This window comes from Cryomorphaceae bacterium (assembly GCA_017798125.1).
In the GTDB taxonomy this organism is placed as follows: Bacteria; Bacteroidota; Bacteroidia; order Flavobacteriales; family ECT2AJA-044; genus ECT2AJA-044.
Map to the genome: position 1 here is coordinate 1,025,879 of CP059070.1, position 19,181 is coordinate 1,045,059.

Below are 19,181 nucleotides of genomic sequence, written 5' to 3' on the forward strand. Positions count from 1 at the left end.
TCGGGCAGGAAATATGTTATGGAGGCTTTATTTTTTTGGCAAACAACGTCACAATCGCTAAATTTAGCGCCGGTTTGCCATTAACCTAAACCATTAAATTCTATGAAAAGACTACTACGATGGCCCCAATTGTGGGCTGTAGCGTTCTTTACGCTTATTTCAACAAACCCTGCATCAGCGCAGTGTATCAACACGTTGTCGTTTGGGGCGGGAACGGTAGATGCCACCACTACGGTGCCCATTACCATCTCTACCTGTAACTATACAACAGAGTATTCTACAATTACGGTAAATGCTCCGGGACAGTATACATTTACGGTTGCATCTACTCCTGGTTATGTAACCATTACGGATGCCGCTAATAACGTGATTAGCCACGGGCCATCACCTCATACATCCCCGATTGCAGGAACTGGAACCTATCGCGCTCACTGGACGGACGATGCGGCCTGTATGGGAACTTCTAGTTGTTACTTGACTACTGCAGTTTACGCTGGAGCCTTGACTGGCTGTATCCAGCCATTGTCTCTGGCAGCAACTGGAGTGACCAGCAACAGTGCCAACATTTCTTGGGCTCCGTACAACGCCACTCCACCAACAGGGGGATATGAGTACGTAGTCACTACCGTTCAGGGTCTTCCTACCGGTTCAGGTACGGCAACCACAACGCCTTCAGCTGCTCTTACTGCTTTGGCACCATCAACGCAGTACTACTACTACGTTCGCTCCATGTGTGGAACGGATACTAGTGCGTGGGCACAGGCAAGCTTCTTTACAACGTGTGTGGCAGTAACCGCTCCATGGGTAGAGAACTTTGATGGTTCCACTTGGGTTGCTGGAACTGGATTTAATAACGGCGGAGCTGTTTTGGATCCTTGTTGGGATGCGATTCCAACGGTTACCGCATATGCTTGGGGTACGCGCACCGGAACTACGGGTTCTACAGGAACTGGTCCGGACAGCGATCACACGACAGGAACAGGCAACTACGTATATGTTGAGGGTTCAAACGGAGCCAACGGTTCTGTTGCTGAACTATACTCTCCATTGGTCGACTTGACCGGGGTAAGTAATCCGGCACTTTTCTTCTGGCAACACTTCTTTGGAACTGCTATGGACACGTTCTACGTTGACGTGAACAATGGTGGTGCATGGCAAACGATTTACACGTACATCGGATCTATCCAATCCGCAAATGCTGATCCCTGGGTTCAAGAAATCCTCGACTTGAATGCATATGCGAATACAACAGTTCAAATCCGTTTCCGTACGGCTCCAAAGACTGGATTCTCTTCTGACTACGCTATTGATGATGTAAGTATCCAAACGGGACCTCCATGTTTCCGTCCAAGCTCTATTTCGCTTGTAGCGAATGGTGTAACCGACGTTACGGTTGATTGGGTTCCTAGCTCAGGTACTTCTTGGGAGGTTGCTTACGGAGCACCAGGATTCAGTCCTGACTCTGCCGTAGGTTCTCCAAACGGTCCTATTGGAGTAGTAACAGCTCCATCTCATCCGTTTACTGTTACCGGATTGACCGCTAATACGGATTATGACTTTTACGTTCGCGAGGCTTGTTCAAACGTTCCTGGAGCATTTAGCGCTTGGAGAGGAACAGTGAGCACGCGTACGAACTGTACCGTATTCTCCGCTCCATTTACAGAGAACTTTGACGGTGGTAACTGGCTGACCGGTACAACCACCGGAGCTATTGATCCATGTTGGAGTCGAAGCAATACGCCGTTTGATCACAGCTGGTACGTAGCAACGAACAACTTTAGTTCTGCAAATGGACCTTCTGGGGATAACACAACTGGAACGGGTCAGTACCTAGAGGCTTCCTTCGGTGCTGCTTTTGCTCAGACTGAAATCATCAGCCCATTGGTTGATTTGGCTGGTTTGACAAATCCTGCTGCTCAGTTCTACTACCACTTCTTCGGAGACGACATTGGTAAATTGTATATCGATGTTAATGCTGGAGCTGGTTGGATGCGTATGGACTCCTTGATTGGTCAATACCAAACGGCTAAGTCTGATCCATTCTACTACTTCGAAGTACCTCTTGGAGCTTTTGCCAACGATACAGTTCAAGTTCGTTTGGTATCTGAGCGTGGAGCGCTTTGTTGTGACTATGACATCGCGATTGACGACTTTGCTATCGACAATGGATCACCATGTAATATCCCAGGTATTCCTTCGGTAACTGCAGCTTCTTCATCTCAATTGGATGTAGCTTGGGTTGACGTAGTGAATGTAGCTTGGAACGTGGTTTGGGGTCTGCCTGGATTTGATCCGGACAGCGCCGTTGGATCTGCTAACGGTCCTATTGGTACTCAATTGGTCTTCTTACCACAGCACTCGATTACTGGTTTGACCGGAAATACGCAGTACCAGGTGTACGTAAACGCATTCTGTCCTACAGGAGGTGTTTCTTTCTGGGCTGGTCCTGGATCTGGAACGACGCTTTGTGATATTTATCAAGTTCCGTTTACTGAGGACTTCGATGGACCAGCTTGGACTCCATCTTTCCCAGGAACGGCTGATCAATGTTGGGGAGGAGATCTTCGCCCAATTATTACCAGTGGAAACATGTGGGAGATTGATGACTTTTCTTTCTCTTCAACTACGGGACCTCCCGGACCAAATTCTGGAACTCAGTACTTATTCTTTGACTATGGATTTAGCTCTGGTACTCCAGCGCGTGTAGAAAGTCCATTGGTGGACCTTACTCTTGCTGCTTCACCAGCAGTTGGATTCTATGTTCATGCCTTCGGTTCTTCTATGGGAACCACCTACATTGAAGTAGACAATGGAAATGGATGGGTAGTCATTGACTCGATTGTTGGTCAGCAAACTGCTGCCAAGAATGATCCATGGCAATACCGTGAATTCTCTCTATTGGCTTACGCTGGTCAAACGGTGAAAGTTGGATTGAGAAACATTTCTACCAGCAGTATTTCTGAGTTTGCCATTGATGACTTCTATATTGGAAATGGATCACCATGTCCGTTGCCAACGCAATTGTCTGCATTGGGTAGTACAACCACTGACGTAACCCTAGGTTGGTTAGGTGCTGGAACTACTTCCAACTGGGAGATTGCTTACGGAGCACCTGGTTTCGAACCTGACTCAGCTATTGGATCTCCAAACGGACCTATTGGTGTTCAGGCATTCACAAACGATACCGCTACGGTTATTGGATTGAACCCTGCTACGATTTACAGTTTCTACGTTCGTGAGAATTGCGGTACTCCAGGAATCAATTCATTCTGGACGGGTCCAGTGAACTTCACGACTCAATGTGTGCCTTATACTGCACCTTACATTGAAAACTTCGAAACTACTACCGGCTGGGTAGCTGGAACGAACTTTAGCGCTGATGACTGTGTCATCGGTACATGTTGGGACCGACTCGGTGCTACCACGACCTACGGATTTAATGTCCGCTCAGGAACGACAGGTTCTGGAGCTACTGGACCAACGGGTGATGCAACGACTGGATCAGGTCAGTATATCTACACTGAGGCCTCAAATGGCTCTTCAGGAAATGAAGGAATCATTACAAGTCCTCAAGTAGACATCTCTGGTTTGACTAATCCAGCTCTAATCTTTGCACGTCATTTCTATGGAGTTCAGATTGACTCTATGAGAGTTGAAGTTTCTATTGACGGAGGAGTTTCTTGGACTCAGGTTGCAGGTTACTTCGGTCAAACACAAACTGCAGATTCTGATCCTTGGATCACTGAGGTACTGGATTTAGCGCCATTCGCTGGAGCTACTGCACTCTCTGTACGCTTCCGTGCGACATCAGCCGGATGTTGTAGTGGTGATGCTGCGATTGATGACTTCCAAATTGTTGAAGGACCAGCATGTTTTGGACCAACCAACTTAGTAGCCGTAGGAAACTCTTCTACAGCTATTGATGTGGCTTGGACTCCTAATGATTCTTTGGCTACGAACTGGGAGATTGAGTACGGACCACTTGGATTCCAATTGGGTAGCGGTACTGTAGTCTCAACGGGAGCTACTCCGTTTACTATTTCCAACTTGAGCCCAGGAACGGTTTACGCATTCTACGTTCGTGAAGAGTGCGCTGGTGCGCCAGGACAGTTCTCTTTGTGGACAGGACCAACAAGCGCAGGTACCTTTATTGCCCCTCCTTATTTCGAATCGTTTACACCAACGTTTAATGATGCTGAATTCGGTGGTGCGGAAGGGTTAATTAACGATCCAACCATCTTTACGGGAACATTCTCAAGCTGGGTGGATGATGGCTTCGGTAATGTCGGATTTGACGGTGCGGCTAAGCTGAACATCTGGAACACCTTTACAGATGACTGGGCGTTCTCTCCAACCATTGAATTGAACAACTTCGGACAATGGCAACTTGAGTTCGATTGGACTTGCCGTGAGTTTAGCTCTTCTACCTTAGGTGGTATCTGGGGCGGAGATGATACCGTATATGTGGTGATCTCTACAGATGCGGGTACCACTTGGAACCGTGCGGATCACCTTTTGATGATTGACTCTGCTACAGTAGCAGCTGCAGGCACCGATACGATTCATGAGACGATTGATATCAGCATGTATGCAGGTAACAATGTTCAGATTGGATTCTACGGTGAGTCTACCATCTCGAATGAGGATACGGACTTCTTCGTGGACAATGTGCGCATTAGCGATCCTTCATTCAACCCGCTTTCTTGTGACGATTTCGAATCGTACAATACAGGAGCCTTTGCCGGTCAATCAACAGATTGGTTGCCATGGGGTGGAGCCTTCGGAACTGAGGATACAGAGATCTCTACAGCGCAAGCCCATGGAGGTTCTCAAAGTATGCACGTCCACGACGGAGGTACCAACGGTGCATCTGATATCGTACGCGGTCTTGGAGACTTCAACGGAGGAACACATGAAGTAAGCTTCTTCTTCTACGTGCCTTCAACCGACGGGGGTTACTTCAACTTGATGCATTTCTATGATCCTTCAGGTGTAGGAAACACTTGGGCACTGGAGACGTACTTGGACGGTACAACCGGCGCTGGTGAATTGCTACGAGGATCTGCAAATAATGATACCATGGCAAGCTTCACCTTCAACGGTGGTGCTTGGAATGAGGCTGAGTTCCTGATCGACTTGGATGCGGACAGCGCTGAGTTCATCTTGAATGGAGCGAGCGTACACCAATGGATCTGGTCTGCTGGCTTGCCAGGAGTCTATGGAAACTTGGGAGCGTTCAATGTCTTCTCAGCAGCACCTCCGGGATTGGCGGCGACCATCTACATTGATGACTTCTGTACAGGAGCGGTTAATGCACCATGTGTGGTGACTACAACACCAACTACATCTGATGTAACGGTTTGTGAAGGCACACCAGCAACCTTGACTGCGACTCCAGGTAGCGGAACAGCGTTCCCAATCTGGACGAACAGCAACGGTGACATTATCGGTACGGGTACGCCATTCGTTACAGATACTTTGTTCGCTGACGAGACCTTTAGCGTACGTGATGGTGAATTGGTTGGATCACAATTCCACGTGGGACCAACCCCTGACATCGCAGCTACTGGATTCGGAAACTTCACCAACGGTATCTACGTGAACGTGATGAACGACCTTCGTTTGGATTCGATCACCTTGCGTTCTGACGGACCAATGGTAGTAGGAGTGAACTTGTATACAGCACCTCCTTCTGCGGGTGGTACTTTGCTTCAGACTTCTAAAGCGATCACCTTGCCAGGTGCAGGAGATCACCAAGTATCTGTTGACATGGTTATCCCACAAGGACAGTACTTCTTGAACATGCGCTACGACGATGCAGCGAATGGAGCATTGTTCCGTTCAACTGCGGGAGCGACTTATCCATATGTCATTCCTGATCTCGTGAGCATTGACAGTACAGACTTCGTTAACCAGCTTCGTTACTACTACCTATTTGACTGGGTAGTGAATCAAGTATGTTTGAACGGTCAAACTGCTGATGCACAAGCGACAATCGACCTTGCACCAACTGCTGCCTTCACTCTGAACCAGACGGGTGGTGGTCAGGAAGTAGTTGACTTCGATGCTAGTGGTTCTTCTGCTGATGCAGTGAGCTACGATTGGGACTTCGGTGATGGTGACACAGGATCTGGAGCTACCGTACAGCATACCTATGCTGGAGGTGGACAGTATACCGTTACCTTGACTGTAACCGATGATTGTGGAGGTCAAGATGTGACGACTCAAACCATTGATGTAACCATTGGTTTGAACGAGATCGATTTGACAGACATCAACTTGTATCCTAACCCAACGCGCGACGTTTTCACGTTGAGCTTTGAGTTGACCGAAGTTCAGGATGTAGATATCTACGTCTTGAATGCAATGGGTCAAGTGATGTACTCTGAGTCACTTGAGAACTTCACCGGAAGCTACTCTGAAGCCATCAACTTGGCAGGAGAGGCTAAAGGAGTATACATGGTACAAATCGCGACTAAAGACGGCGTTGTTAACCGCCGAGTGAGCTTGCAATAAGCTTAAGCGAAACCTATAATTCAGGGCCCCGCATGATTTCATGCGGGGCCTTTTTCATTGCCTATATTTGAGCATGGCCAAAGAGCATGTAGAAACCCAGCTGAAGACCATTCCGGAACGACCGGGTGTCTATCAGTACTTCGATGAAGAGGAGAAATTGCTCTACGTTGGAAAGGCCAAGAACTTAAAGCGAAGAGTCAATTCGTATTTCAATAAGGTTCAAGATTCCGGACGGTTGAAGGTGCTGGTCAAAAAGATTCGACGCATTGAGTTCATTGTCGTCGAAACAGAGGTCGATGCATTGCTATTGGAAAACAACTTGATCAAGGAGCATCAACCCCGCTACAACGTGATGCTCAAGGACGACAAGACCTACCCTTGGATCTGCATCAAGAAGGAGCCCTTCCCGCGCGTTTTTCCTACCCGAAATGTGATAAAGGACGGATCGGAGTACTACGGACCTTATGCCTCGGGCCGCATCATGAAGAATGTCCTGGAATTGATCAAGGGCATTTATCCCTTGCGCACCTGCAACTACAACCTCACTAAAGAGAACATTGAAGCTGGTAAGTTCAAGGTGTGTTTGGAATACCACATTGGAAACTGCTTAGGCCCCTGTGAAGGCTACCAATCGCAAGAGCATTACGACGCCAATCTTCAGAAGGTACGGGAGATCATTAAAGGGAATGTGGCCGAAGTTCGCCGAAGCCTACAGGCCGATATGGAAGAACAGGCCGCCTCGCTTCAATTTGAGGCCGCTCAGCGCACAAAAGAGCGCATCGACCTACTGAATCGATATCAAAGCAAATCGACCGTGGTGAGTCCTAAAATCCACGATGCCGACGTTTTTGCCTTGATCTCGGATGTCCAGAGCGCCTACGTCAATTATCTACGTGTTGTGGACGGCGCCGTAATCCAATCCCACACCCTGGAATTCAAAAAGAAACTCGACGAGACCGATGAAGAGCTCCTGACGCTAGGAATGTTCGAGCTCCGTCAGCTGTATCAAAACCACGCCAAGGAATCCTTGGTCAGTCATGAGCTTGACGTCGAGCTTGACGGAGTGAAATTCCATAAGCCCCTACGGGGCGATAAGAAAGCCCTCGTGGATCTATCGATTCGCAACGCCAAGCAGTTCCGCCAGGAGCGATTGAAGCAGATGCAGATCGTGGATCCGGACCGGCACGTAAACCGCATCATGGCTCAAATGAAGTTGGATTTGCGCCTTTCCGAAGAACCTCGACACATCGAATGCTTTGACAACTCCAATATTCAGGGAACCAATCCGGTCGCGGCCTGTGTGGTTTTTAAAAACGGAAAGCCAGCCAAAAAAGAATACCGTCACTTCAACATCAAGACGGTGGAAGGCCCAGATGACTTCGCCTCGATGGAAGAGGTCGTGTACCGACGATATAAGCGCCTGGTGGAAGAAGAGCAGCCCTTGCCTCAGCTCATCGTGATTGATGGGGGAAAGGGTCAGCTGAGTGCCGCTCTGAAGAGCTTGGACAAGCTCGAGTTGCGCGGAAAGATCGCCATCATCGGAATCGCCAAGCGCCTTGAAGAACTCTTCTATCCAAATGATCCGGTGCCCCTCTATCTGGACAAACGGTCCGAGACGCTCAAGATCATTCAGCAACTTCGAAACGAAGCCCACCGGTTTGGGATTACCCATCACCGAAACCGAAGAAGCAAGAGCAGCTTCAATACAGAGCTCGAGTCCATCCCGGGGATCGGAAAATCCACAGCTCAAGATCTGCTCAAGGCCTTCAAATCGGTCAAGCGAATCAAGGAAGCAGACCAGCCCGCATTGGAGGCCATCGTGGGTCGATCAAAGTCGATGAAAGTCTGGCAATATTTCCATCAAGGTCCTGATAATCAGAGTCAATAGAAACTTGGTATCTTTGTTTTTCATGAAGCTGAGCAGGGTCATATTATTTGTTTTCGCGTGGTGCTTGAGCATCGCGCCGTTGAAGGCGCAGGAAACGGCCAGCGACGTCGTAATGGTGCTCCATGGAGGGGCGGGAACCATTGCCCCAAAATACATGACCGAGGAGCGGGCCGCAGAGGTCATCGCTCGTATGGAAGAGGCACTGCAAGCAGGCTATGCGCTTTGGAAAGATGGAGCGACTTCGGAGGAAATGGTCGTGGCCTCCATCAAGATCCTAGAAGACTCTCCCGAGTTTAACGCTGGTCGCGGAGCCGTATTTACGCACGAAGGACGAAACGAACTAGACGCCTCTATCATGAGGGGTAAAGACTTAGAAGCTGGGGCCGTCGCCGGAGTGCGGACCGTTAAGAATCCCATTACTGCGGCTCAGGCCGTGATGAATGAAAGTCCACACGTGATGTTGGCTCGTGAAGGAGCGCAAGAATTCGCCGTCGAGCAAGGACTCGAATTGGCAGACTCCGCATGGTTTTTCACCCCGGCCCGATTCAAGAGTCTACAACGGGTCCTCGAGGAGGAAAAGAAACAAGGGGCCATCACAGGGCCTATCGATCAAAAAATGGGAACCGTGGGTTCTGTTGCACTGGACCGCGAAGGGAATATCGCCGCGGGGACGAGTACCGGAGGAATGACCAATAAGCGATGGGCGCGAATTGGAGATTCTCCAGTCATCGGTGCGGGAACCTATGCCGACAACCGAACCTGTGGAGTGAGTTGCACGGGCCATGGAGAATACTATATTCGCGTCGCCGCTGCACACGATGTTCATGCCCGAATGATGTATGCCGAAAACAGTGTCGGCGATGCGTCGAAGGGTGTAATGGACAACTTAGGAAGCATGAAAGCCGCAGGTGGCTTGATTGCGCTGGACAGTGAAGGAAACATGGCCATGGTCTTCAATACCATCGGGATGTACCGAGCGTACATCACCGTGGACGGGACCATGGAAGTGAGATTCTACGAAATGGAGGATTGATGAAGAAGACGTGGACGATCATTTTAATTGTGCTTTTTGCTCTGGCCTGCGCTCGTGCTGTTCGGCCCAAAGGACTGTATCAGGGTAAATTTGATACGGCGAGTGGTGAAAAGTTCTCCATGAGAGCGCTCAAGAAGAACCATACGAATGTCTTCTACTTTATCTCTCCGGAATGCCCCTTGTGCGTGAATTACGCGAAGGACATCAAGGATATACAAGAAGAATACGGCAACGATTCCACGGCCTTTATTGGGGTGGTGTCGGGCAGTGACTATACCCCGCAAGACGTTCTTGACTATCTGGATGAATACGACCTTGACCTCACCGTGGTCATGGATCCCAATTTCCGCTTGGTTCAGTTCTTCAAGGCGACCATCACCCCTGAAGTCTTTGTGGTGAACAACAAATCCAAAGTGCAATACACGGGCAAAATTGACAATTGGGCGGTCAGCCTTGGGCAACACCGCCAAGTGGTCACGGAGTTTTACCTCAAGGACGCCTTGGCGGACATTGGCTCCGGCGTTCCCGTCCGCCTTGATCAAACTGAGCCCGTCGGCTGTTTTATTGAGTGATGTATGAAGAAAATGACCAAAACTCAAGTGGCCTGGTTCGTCATCGCCCTCGCCATTCTCGCCGCCCTCGGTTGGCTCAGCTGAGCACGCATGCGCTTGCTCTTTTTCTTTTCGTAAGCGCCCTCACGGTCGGATGCGCTCCTTCGCCCACCGCAGACAACCCTTCAAGCACCACTTCAGAGCCCACTTGGGCCAAAGATATTGCCCCCATCGTATTCGAGAATTGTGTACCCTGCCATAGGTCTGGTCAACCCGGCCCTTTCTTGCTCACTTCCTACAAAGATGTTGCGAAACGATCCAAGATGGTGGCTCACGTAACGCGGACCCGATACATGCCCCCTTGGCCAGCGGACCACACCTATCGGAGCTTCTTAGGGGAAAAAGTCTTGACGGATGAGCAGATTGACCTCATTCAGCGCTGGCATGCGGCCGGGGCCCCAAAAGGGGATATGAAGTTAGAACCGGAATTACCCACCTATCCGGAGGGGAGCCAATTGGGTGAACCCGATCTTGTCCTCTATGTAGAACCCTATTTGGTGCCCGGAACCAATCGCGATGAATTCCTGATCATGAAAGTGCCCTATGAGATGGAGGAGGAGCGATATGTTCAGGCCGCGGAGTTCATCCCTGGCCCCAATCAGCTGGTCCACCATATGAACGGGCATTTGATCAAGTACGAGGACGAAAAGAAGAGCGATGTATTTGCAGGGGAGTACATCGTGGACTCGGAGCTTTTTACGGATGATGAGATCTACCGTTTAATGGACATTCCAAACGATGATGGTTCCTTTCCTGTCCTGGACCCATTGGTCGTGAATTACCTGCCTGGTGTGATTGCCAGCATCTACCCTCAGGGCATCGGCGGATTCAAAATGTCCAAGAAAGGGGCCTTTATGATCCACGATATGCACTATGCGCCCATCCCGAAAGAGGCGTGGGACAGCAGCCGGATCAATATCTTCTTTACGGATGAGCCTCCGGAGCGTCCAACCTATGAGATCCAAATGGGAACCTACGGGATCAGCCGCATTGTTCCCGACTTCATTATTCCTCCGGATACGGTTATGACATTCCACACGAAAGCTGAAGTGGAAGACGATATTTCTCTGTTGACCATTAATCCACACATGCACCTTTTGGGCCGTGACTTTTGGGCCTTCGCCCTGGAACCATCGGGGGATACCATTCCACTGATTAAGATTCCGGAGTGGGATTTTCATTGGCAGTATTTCTACACCTTCGAGCGAATGCAGAAGATTCCGAAGGGCTCGGTCATTCACATTTACGCGACCTTTGACAACACGGTCAACAACCCCGAGAATCCCTTCAATCCTCCCAGACGCATCGATGCACAACGCAATACGTCCATGCGGACCACGGACGAGATGCTGCAGTTCATCATGACCTACCTGCCCTATAAGGAGGGCGATGAGATGATTTCGCTTAAATAAAGACGGAGATCTCGTCTAAGGGCTTGCGCTCGAGATCGGGAACGACCGCGTCCTCGGCTGGGTAGCCTACCGGAATCAACAGAAAGGGCTTTTCGTTTCCGGGGCGCTCCAGGATTTGCTGGAGAAAATTCATGGGCGATGGTGTATGGGTCAAGGCGACCAGCCCGGCATTGTGAATCGCTGTTAGCAGAAATCCAGCCGCCAGTCCAACACTTTCATTGACGTAGTAATGCAACCCTCGGGAGCCGTCGGGATTGAGACGATAGCTTTGTTTAAAGACTATGATGAGCCACGGAGCGATTTCGAGAAAGGGCTTGTTCCAGTCGGTGTCGAAGGCTTTTAAATCGTTGAGCCATTCTTCGGACATGCGCCCGTTGTAGCTTTCGTATTCTTCCTTTTCCGCTGCCTCGCGAATCTTGGCTTTGATTTCTGGATTTTCTACCGCCACAAAAGTCCACGGTTGCTTGTGCGCACCGCTCGGTGCCGTAGACGCCGCTTTGATCAGGTTTTCAATGACCGACTTGGGGACGGGCTTATCGGAAAAAAACCGCAGCGAACGGCGCTGATCGAGGTGCTGGAAGTACGCATCGGTCCGTAGGACCATCTCTTCTTCTTCTACAAATGGGCGGGTATAGGGCAGAAATTTTTGTTCGTCAGACATCAGATTCAATTCACGTTATAGGGAATGCTCGAGCAATCTACTAACTTTAGGGGCATGGACAGCATCTGGTACTTCGAGAACGTCAACCTTTTTGACATCCTTTGCCCGCACAAGTTTGCGGAATGGGCGAATGACCCGCGACATTTTCGGGTCTTTGACAAAAACGAAACCGTCTATTTCAGTGATGATAGCGCCGATACCATCTACCTGGTGGCGAGCGGGCGGGTCAAAATTGTCCAGTACACGGAGGCTGGAGATGAAGTGGTTAAAGGAGTCCTAGAACGCGGTGAGATCTTCGGTGAAATGGCGCTACTGGGAGAGACCCGTCGGTCTGAAGTGGCCCAGGTCGTCGAGGAAGGAACTACGCTTTGTCCGGTCAATATCGAGATGATGCAAGACCTGATGAAGGACAATCAGGAGTTCACCTTGCGGATTTACAAGATGATCGGCGTGAAGATGAAGAAGATGGAGCGCCGGATCGAGAACCTCGTCTTTAAGGATGTTCGCGCTCGATTGGAAGACTTTATCCAGGAGTTGGCGAATGAAAAAGGGGTCGAAATTGAGAATGGAGCTGTTAAGGTGACCCATTTTTTCACCCATAAAAACATTGCCAATCTGATCGGGACTTCACGCCAGACGGTGACGACATTGCTGAATGAATTGCGGGAAGAAGGTTATCTCGAGTTTGACCGCCGATCCTTTACCGTGAAGAAGCCCTTAGTCTAAGCCTTACTTCATTTTATCGGCCAGTTTGGCTACTTGCTTTCTCGGAGACTTTCGTTCGTAGAGCACCTTGTACACCATGTTGCAGATGGGCATGCTGACATCGTGGAGTTTTCCCATTTTCTTGACGCAATCAACGGCGTAATATCCTTCGGCTACCATATTCATCTCGAGCATGGCGGAACGAACGGAGTAGCCCTTACCTACCATGTTTCCGAAGGTCCGGTTCCGGGAGAATTGTGAATAGGCGGTTACCAAGAGGTCACCGAGGTAGGCGCTATCCGTAACATCGCGCTTGTTCGGGTAAACGTTCTTGATGAAGCGCTTCATTTCCTTGATGGCATTGACCACCAAAACGGCTTGGAAGTTGTCGCCGTAGCCAAGTGCATGACAAATCCCGGCAGCAATCGCAATGATGTTCTTCATCACCGCGGCGTACTCGGTTCCAATGATGTCATCCGAGGTGGTGCATTTGATGTAGTCGCACACCAAGTTGCGCTTAATGGTTTTAGCCACATCGTTATTCTCCGAAGCGGCCGTCAAGTAGCTCAAACGCTCAAGTGCGACTTCCTCGGCGTGACAAGGCCCCGTAACAACAGCAATGTTGTTGAAGGGGATCTCGTAACCTTCGTGGAGGTATTCGCCCACGATTTGATTCTCATCTGGAATAATCCCTTTAATCGCAGAAACCACAATCTTGTCCTTGAGGGACACGGTTAGAGGTTCGAGGGCCTTTTTAAGAAAGGCCGAAGGAACAGCAAAAAATAAGATGTCGTGCTCTTCGACAATCTTGTTGAGATCTGTGGAGAGTTCGAGCCGCAAGGGGTCAAAGTAAACGGAGCTGAGGTAGTTTGGGTTGTGTCCGTGCAAAACGAGGTGCTCGATAGCCTCCTCGTTGCGCATCCACCAGCCTACGCGCTCATTGTTCTCGGAGAGGATTTTCACCAAGGCGGTAGCCCAGCTACCCCCTCCGATCATGGCCACTTTTGGTTCGGCGCTCATCAAAAGGTTAGTTGAGCAGTTCCTTCTTTACCGTTCCGCAAAAAGGTAACGGTCACTTCATCTCCTTTTTCAAAAGCGGAAAGCGCTTTCATGTACCCTTGCATATCGGCCACGCTCATATCTCCGATTTGAAGAACTACATCACCTTCTTGCAGACCTGCGGCTTGAGCAGGGCGATCTGGAATAATGCCGTCGATCTTCATGCCCGGGCCTTCAAAGGCGTAATCGGGCATAACCCCTAAGGTCACCTTGAACTTGGGAACGCGCATGCTTTCCTGCTGAGTAGTCTCGCTGAAGGCCAATGCAGGCTGGTCATTAAGGCCATTGATTAAGGCTTTCGTGAACTCGACAATCTTCACAGCTCCGGCCATGTTCAAGGTTCCAGGATCATCGGTGGGTTTGTGGTAGAATTCGGTAGCTCCGGTGAAGAAGTGAAGGCTTGGAATATCCTTTAAGTAGAAACTGGTGTGGTCGCTTGGTCCAATACCCGACTCGGTCGTGGTGTATTTGAGGTCACATGCAACGGCCGCCAGAGCATCGTTCCACGAAGGGCTAGTGCCCACTCCATTGATGATGAAGCCGTCTTTTACATCCAACGAGCCAATCATGTCAAAGTTGATCATGTAGTTGACTGCATTGAGGCCGATGGTCGGGTTCTCAACAAAGTACTTGGAGCCCAGTAATCCTTTTTCTTCAGCGCTGAAGGCGATGAAGAGGATGTTGTTCCCGGTCATCTTCTTTCCTTTCTTGGAGTAGTAGCTCGCAAGTTCCAGGATACCCGCGGTACCGCTGGCGTTGTCGTCCGCACCGTTATGGATCATGGGCTCAGTACCGGTGTAACGAGACCCTTCTCCACCAAACCCGAGGTGATCATAATGCGCTCCAATCACAATGGTCTTGTCTGATCCCCGGTCTAAATACCCGATCACGTTGTATCCTGTGTCTTCAACAGGGTCCATTTTAACCGATACGCGAACACCTTTCTTTCGAATGTCGTCGTTGTCATACGAAGTCCAGAAGACTACGGGTACGCCAACTGGGACCGCCGTTTTAAAGGAGCTTTCCGGATCTTCGGCATTCTCGTCAGTGTTGAACAAGATGATGGCTTTCGCTCCTTTCTCAACGGCCAATTCTAGTCTTTTCTGAACATCGTGATATGCGCGGAATTTTGAATGAGGGTGTGTTCCGTCAGGAGAACCGATGTCCAAGAAGAAGACCTTATTCTGGTATGCCGTAATTGTATCTCGGTAGTCCGTATACCCGAGTTCAGGAGCTTCGATCCCGTAACCAACCACGACTGCATCTCCATTAAACGTTCCGTTGCTGCTGTACTTTGTCGGGTAAAAATCCTCTCCTAATCGGAAATAGGGGCCCTTCCATTTCATGTAGGTGGATACGTTGTCAATGCTCATGGGGCGCTTGAAGGAAAAGGCCTGCAAGTATCCCTCAGATCCCTTGGGCTCAAGACCAATGGCCTCCATCTCGGAAACGATGTAATCCCGTGCTGCGGCTTCACCATCGGTCCCCGCTTCACGACCTTCTAAGGCGTCTGAGGCGAGGTATTCCACGCGACCTTCGAAGTTTGCAAGGACCTTTTTGTTGACCTTATTACAGTCTTGAGCGGTGGCGCTCAGAAGACATCCGGCCGTGAGGCCGATCACTAAATACTGCTTCATATCTTTCATATTCCGCAAAAGTAACACATACGGAGCGGATTAGGGTTCAGGCAATTTGTATTTTCGTGACTATGAATTTTAAGGATAAGGTCGTCTGGATTACAGGAGCCACATCGGGAATCGGTGAGGCGTTGGCATTTGAGTTTGCGAGTAAAGGTGCTCGTCTGGTCCTGTCGGCCCGTAGACAGGAACAACTGGAGGCGGTCGCTACGTTAGCACGTGATCGCGGTGCGCCAGAGGTTATGGTTCAAACATTGGACCTTGCCGATGCCGAAACCTTGCAGCCGGCCGCGGAAGCGGTTCTTGCCAAAATGGGCCGGGTCGATGCCCTCTTCAACAACGGTGGCATTAGTCAGCGGGACAAGGCCCTGAACACACCCCTTGAAGTGGATCGCCGGGTCATGGAAATTGATTTCTTTGGAACGGTAGCGCTAACCAAAGCCGTTCTGCCCAGTATGCTGGAGAATGGAGGAGGCCATATTGCCGTTACCTCGAGCTTGGTCGGAAAATTTGGTAGCCCATACCGTTCGGCCTATGCCGCAGCAAAACATGCCCTCCATGGATTTTACGACAGCTTGCGCGCCGAGCTTCACGACCAAGGCTTGAAAGTGACCATCTTTTGCCCCGGATTCATCCGTACTCAGATTTCGGTGAATGCGGTGACCGGAAGTGGAGAAAAACTCGGAACGATGGATGACGCGCAGGCCAACGGAATGCCCGCCGAAAAGTGCGCCGCCATTATGGTTCGCTCCATGGAACAGGGCCGCAACGAGGTTTACATCGGCGGTCGCGAGAAGCTCGGAATCTACGTCAAGCGCTTCTTCCCGAACATCTTCGCTCGCATCATTCGAAAAGCTAAGGTGAGATGAGAATTACTCTATTTATTCTCGCCCTCACGGGCGGATGGCTACTGGCTTCCTGCCAAATGAATGAGCCGAAAAGCGCCGCATCAGAGGAGGTGTCTACTCAAGCTCTAGGATATCAAATGATTGATACCATTCGTGAGTTCATCGTTGAAGAGGGCAGCGAAGGCTATGTCCGGATTGAATTGGCCTTCCCCTCTTTTTACGGGCCGGATTATGCGGAAGACCTAAACCGATTGGTAGCTTCAAAGCTTTGGGCGCAAAACCGAACCACGGGCCGAAGTTGGCAGGAGCAAATGAGTTTTTTCATCGATCAATACAAAGAGCTTCAGTCGGAGGTAGAGTACGTTCAGCCCTGGACCCACAAAGAATCTCTTTCCATTCGACGATTGGACGAGCACGTTCTGACTTTGGAGCGTGAATACAGCGAATACAGTGGGGGAGCGCACGGACGCCATGAAACCCATTACTATAATTTCGACGTCGCTACAGGAGATACCCTGCTCTTGGATGATTTAATCAAACCCGGTGCTCGCGAGGCCGTAGAAGCCCTAGTTGATTTTCACTACCGCGAACAACAAGGGATCGATGCCGAGGCTTCATTGATTGATGAGGCTGGCTTGAATGTAGCGTCCATTCCTTTGACGGAAAACTTCGCACTCGACGAGAAAGGCATCCGCTTCTTCTACAACCCGTATGAAATCGCTGCCTACGCCGCTGGAGCCATTATGGTAGATGTTCCGATGACGGACTTAGCAAATTACTTGCTCGATTGAAGGCGGTAGACATTTATAGATTTTTTCACCGATTTCAGCTACCCCATCTTTTTGATAGGTACTTCATAACGGATCGAAACATTCTGTTCAGGTGGGCACTTAGATTCAGCCATAGGTTTAGCTTTAATCGGACGACTACGATTAACGGAGTTACTTTTCGAACACCCGTTATTAAGGGTACAGGTTGGAATAACTTGATCGTTGAACATGAGTCTTGGATGTCAGACTTCTTGCGTGAAGCATTAAAAGATGGTGGAACATTTATTGATGTCGGGGCCAATACAGGACAAACTCTCCTGAAGGTTAAATCCATAAATGAGGAAGTAGAGTACGTGGGGATTGAGCCAAATCCGGTGTGCGTCGAGTACTTGAAAAATCTTATCGAACTCAACCAGTTATCGAATGCAAGGGTTTTTGGTCACGCCTTGTCTAGGGACAAGGATATCTTGAATTTGAAACTGAGATATTCGGAGGATCAACTGGGCACAACGACAGAGAATTTCCGGGTCTTCACGAGGTATGCAATTGAGGTAAAAGTACCCGCGGTCACTGGGGATGCTTTCGTGACCGACCACAAGCTGAAACAAGTCGACGTTATTAAACTTGACATTGAAGGTGGTGAAAGTGATGTACTTCAGAGCTTTCGAAAAACAATTGAGCAATATCGCCCGTCTATTATTTGTGAGGTCACGCCGCTTCAGTCTAAATCAAAGAAGGTAGAGAGATTTAGGCAGGAATCTGCACAGTCAATTCTTCAGTTTTGCTACGAATTGGATTATTTAGTGATAAACTTGAAAACTCAAGTGAGCGTGCACGTAATAGATGATTTTTCCAAATCCCTTGAAAGTTGTAACTACCTTTTGAAGCCGAATTCCAAGGAGTAAAAGAGATAATTGTCACATTTAGAGCTGGACCTTTTTTGGTACTTTGTACATCATGAATTCGAAAGTATTCAAGTTTATAGGGGTCTGTCTTTTGTGCATCGGACTGGTGTCCCTACTGGCTTGGATCATTGAGAAGAACTTTTAAACCTAGCATTATGATCAAGAATATGGGTGCTGCGGATCGCATCATCCGCTTAATTGTCTCTGCCGTTCTCATTTACCTCGCCTATACCGGAGTCGTTTCCGGATTGATTGCGACGATTTTCTACATCCTTTCCGGGGTATTCATTGTGACGAGCCTAGTGCGCACATGTCCGCTGTACATGCCATTTGGTATTAGTACATGCAAGACCAAAGAGGCCTAGTCCGCTGGCCCGTTCAATTTATATTACCCTATTACTCCTCAGCCTAGGCCAGACAGCGTGGGCTCAAAGCGACTCTACCCTAAATCTCCAAGAATTCTGGTGGGATTTCAATTTGGGTATACAAGCTACTGACCGCTGGTATTACGGGGGTGATGCCGGCTTGCGCTCTATCTTTAGCGGCCAAGATGGGCGACAGTTTTATGTTAGGCCTACGGCCCGATATCTGCTTAATTCCAATGCGACAGCATCTTTTGCAGCAGCAAACTTCACTACTTGGGGCGAAGATGTTCCAAACACCTATGAACTCAGGCTTCATCAAGAATTAGATGTTGATTGGCCCCGGTCCATTCCGGTTAAAATCAATCATCGATTCCGGCTAGAAGAGCGCTTTATTTGGACGACCGGAGATGCGCAGTACATCGGAATCCGACCGCGATATCTACTCGGCGTCACCACGCAGACTTTTGATTTATTCAAGGTGTTAAAAGAGTTCTACTTTGTTGGGCAGGGAGAGCTCTTTGCGCCTATCGATATTTCCACGGTTGTGCCTGAGAACTACGTGATCAACAACATTCGTCTTCACCTCGCCTTTGGTCAATACCTCTCGGAAACGTGGCGCTATGAATTCCACTACATCTGGCAGAATTCTCGCATTCTCGATCTCGGCACCCTCGAGACTACCGAGCATCTATTGCGTTTGAGGATTTACCTGAAAGCTTAACTTGATAATCCATTGGCTTTCGGCTCCTGGAATTATTAATTTTTCATAAT

At 49.4% G+C, this 19,181-nt stretch carries 14 protein-coding genes; 11 read left to right on the top strand and 3 right to left on the bottom strand.

Going from position 1 to position 19,181, the window contains the following annotated elements:
* Positions 1–102 precede the first annotated feature (102 nt).
* The 5 genes from HZ996_04355 to HZ996_04375 all read left to right on the top strand — a co-directional run bounded on the left by HZ996_04355 (position 103) and on the right by HZ996_04375 (position 11,460).
* Positions 103–6,516, top strand: a complete 6,414-nt coding sequence (locus tag HZ996_04355) for a fibronectin type III domain-containing protein (GenBank protein ID QTN38406.1) — start codon at positions 103–105, stop codon at positions 6,514–6,516.
* 73 nt (positions 6,517–6,589) lie between these two features.
* A complete protein-coding gene (uvrC, locus tag HZ996_04360; protein QTN38407.1) occupies positions 6,590–8,404 on the top strand; it encodes an excinuclease ABC subunit UvrC in 1,815 nt (604 codons plus the stop codon).
* A 22-nt stretch (positions 8,405–8,426) separates the two neighbouring features.
* On the top strand, positions 8,427–9,437 hold the full coding sequence (locus tag HZ996_04365; GenBank protein QTN38408.1) for an isoaspartyl peptidase/L-asparaginase: 1,011 nt from the start codon (positions 8,427–8,429) through the stop codon (positions 9,435–9,437).
* Positions 9,437–10,009 carry a redoxin domain-containing protein gene (locus HZ996_04370; GenBank protein QTN38409.1) on the top strand — a complete coding sequence of 191 codons (573 nt, stop codon included), beginning with the start codon at positions 9,437–9,439 and terminating at the stop codon, positions 10,007–10,009. Before HZ996_04365 ends, HZ996_04370 begins: the two co-directional genes overlap by 1 nt.
* 302 nt (positions 10,010–10,311) lie before the next feature.
* Complete coding sequence (locus HZ996_04375) at positions 10,312–11,460, top strand: hypothetical protein (protein ID QTN38410.1); 1,149 nt, start codon at positions 10,312–10,314, stop codon at positions 11,458–11,460.
* Here the strand turns inward: HZ996_04375 and HZ996_04380 are convergent.
* Positions 11,453–12,121 (bottom strand): nitroreductase family protein, encoded by a 669-nt coding sequence (locus HZ996_04380; protein ID QTN38411.1) that lies wholly within the window; start codon positions 12,119–12,121, stop codon positions 11,453–11,455. The genes HZ996_04375 and HZ996_04380 overlap by 8 nt on opposite strands.
* Positions 12,122–12,175: 54 nt before the next feature.
* Here HZ996_04380 and HZ996_04385 point away from each other — a divergent pair, with 54 nt between their 5' ends.
* The gene (locus HZ996_04385; protein ID QTN38412.1) at positions 12,176–12,847 is read left to right on the top strand and encodes a Crp/Fnr family transcriptional regulator; all 672 of its coding nucleotides are present in this window, start codon (positions 12,176–12,178) and stop codon (positions 12,845–12,847) included.
* Positions 12,848–12,850: 3 nt separating this feature from the next.
* On the opposite strand, the gene HZ996_04390 is transcribed toward HZ996_04385, so the two are convergent.
* Entirely contained in the window at positions 12,851–13,846 is a 996-nt protein-coding gene (locus tag HZ996_04390) for an NAD(P)H-dependent glycerol-3-phosphate dehydrogenase (protein ID QTN38413.1), read from the bottom strand.
* Complete coding sequence (locus tag HZ996_04395) at positions 13,846–15,522, bottom strand: M20/M25/M40 family metallo-hydrolase (protein ID QTN38414.1); 1,677 nt, start codon at positions 15,520–15,522, stop codon at positions 13,846–13,848. The genes HZ996_04390 and HZ996_04395 overlap by 1 nt, the downstream gene beginning before the upstream one ends.
* Before the next feature lie 71 nt (positions 15,523–15,593).
* On the opposite strand from HZ996_04395, the gene HZ996_04400 reads away from it, so the two are divergent.
* The 5 genes from HZ996_04400 (at position 15,594) to HZ996_04420 (ending at position 19,131) form a co-directional block, all read left to right on the top strand.
* Positions 15,594–16,391, top strand: coding sequence for an SDR family oxidoreductase (locus tag HZ996_04400; protein QTN38415.1), 798 nt, complete (start codon positions 15,594–15,596; stop codon positions 16,389–16,391).
* Positions 16,388–17,161, top strand: coding sequence for a DUF3298 domain-containing protein (locus tag HZ996_04405; GenBank protein QTN38416.1), 774 nt, complete (start codon positions 16,388–16,390; stop codon positions 17,159–17,161). The genes HZ996_04400 and HZ996_04405 overlap by 4 nt, the downstream gene beginning before the upstream one ends.
* A gap of 218 nt (positions 17,162–17,379) precedes the next feature.
* Positions 17,380–18,045 carry an FkbM family methyltransferase gene (locus tag HZ996_04410; protein QTN38417.1) on the top strand — a complete coding sequence of 222 codons (666 nt, stop codon included), beginning with the start codon at positions 17,380–17,382 and terminating at the stop codon, positions 18,043–18,045.
* Between the two features lie 155 nt (positions 18,046–18,200).
* Positions 18,201–18,410, top strand: coding sequence for a DUF2892 domain-containing protein (locus HZ996_04415; GenBank protein QTN38418.1), 210 nt, complete (start codon positions 18,201–18,203; stop codon positions 18,408–18,410).
* Positions 18,411–18,522: 112 nt separating this feature from the next.
* Positions 18,523–19,131 (top strand): DUF2490 domain-containing protein, encoded by a 609-nt coding sequence (locus tag HZ996_04420; protein QTN38419.1) that lies wholly within the window; start codon positions 18,523–18,525, stop codon positions 19,129–19,131.
* Positions 19,132–19,181 lie beyond the last annotated feature (50 nt).

Excerpts from the sequence above, each read along its gene's own strand:
- HZ996_04355 (QTN38406.1), top strand. The coding sequence starts at position 103 with ATGAAAAGACTACTACGATGGCCCCAATTGTGGGCTGTAGCGTTCTTT.
- uvrC (QTN38407.1), top strand. The coding sequence starts at position 6,590 with ATGGCCAAAGAGCATGTAGAAACCCAGCTGAAGACCATTCCGGAACGA.
- HZ996_04365 (QTN38408.1), top strand. The coding sequence starts at position 8,427 with ATGAAGCTGAGCAGGGTCATATTATTTGTTTTCGCGTGGTGCTTGAGC.
- HZ996_04370 (QTN38409.1), top strand. The coding sequence starts at position 9,437 with ATGAAGAAGACGTGGACGATCATTTTAATTGTGCTTTTTGCTCTGGCC.
- HZ996_04375 (QTN38410.1), top strand. The coding sequence starts at position 10,312 with ATGGTGGCTCACGTAACGCGGACCCGATACATGCCCCCTTGGCCAGCG.
- HZ996_04380 (QTN38411.1), bottom strand. The coding sequence starts at position 12,121 with ATGTCTGACGAACAAAAATTTCTGCCCTATACCCGCCCATTTGTAGAA.
- HZ996_04385 (QTN38412.1), top strand. The coding sequence starts at position 12,176 with ATGGACAGCATCTGGTACTTCGAGAACGTCAACCTTTTTGACATCCTT.
- HZ996_04390 (QTN38413.1), bottom strand. The coding sequence starts at position 13,846 with ATGAGCGCCGAACCAAAAGTGGCCATGATCGGAGGGGGTAGCTGGGCT.
- HZ996_04395 (QTN38414.1), bottom strand. The coding sequence starts at position 15,522 with ATGAAGCAGTATTTAGTGATCGGCCTCACGGCCGGATGTCTTCTGAGC.
- HZ996_04400 (QTN38415.1), top strand. The coding sequence starts at position 15,594 with ATGAATTTTAAGGATAAGGTCGTCTGGATTACAGGAGCCACATCGGGA.
- HZ996_04405 (QTN38416.1), top strand. The coding sequence starts at position 16,388 with ATGAGAATTACTCTATTTATTCTCGCCCTCACGGGCGGATGGCTACTG.
- HZ996_04410 (QTN38417.1), top strand. The coding sequence starts at position 17,380 with ATGTCAGACTTCTTGCGTGAAGCATTAAAAGATGGTGGAACATTTATT.
- HZ996_04415 (QTN38418.1), top strand. The coding sequence starts at position 18,201 with ATGATCAAGAATATGGGTGCTGCGGATCGCATCATCCGCTTAATTGTC.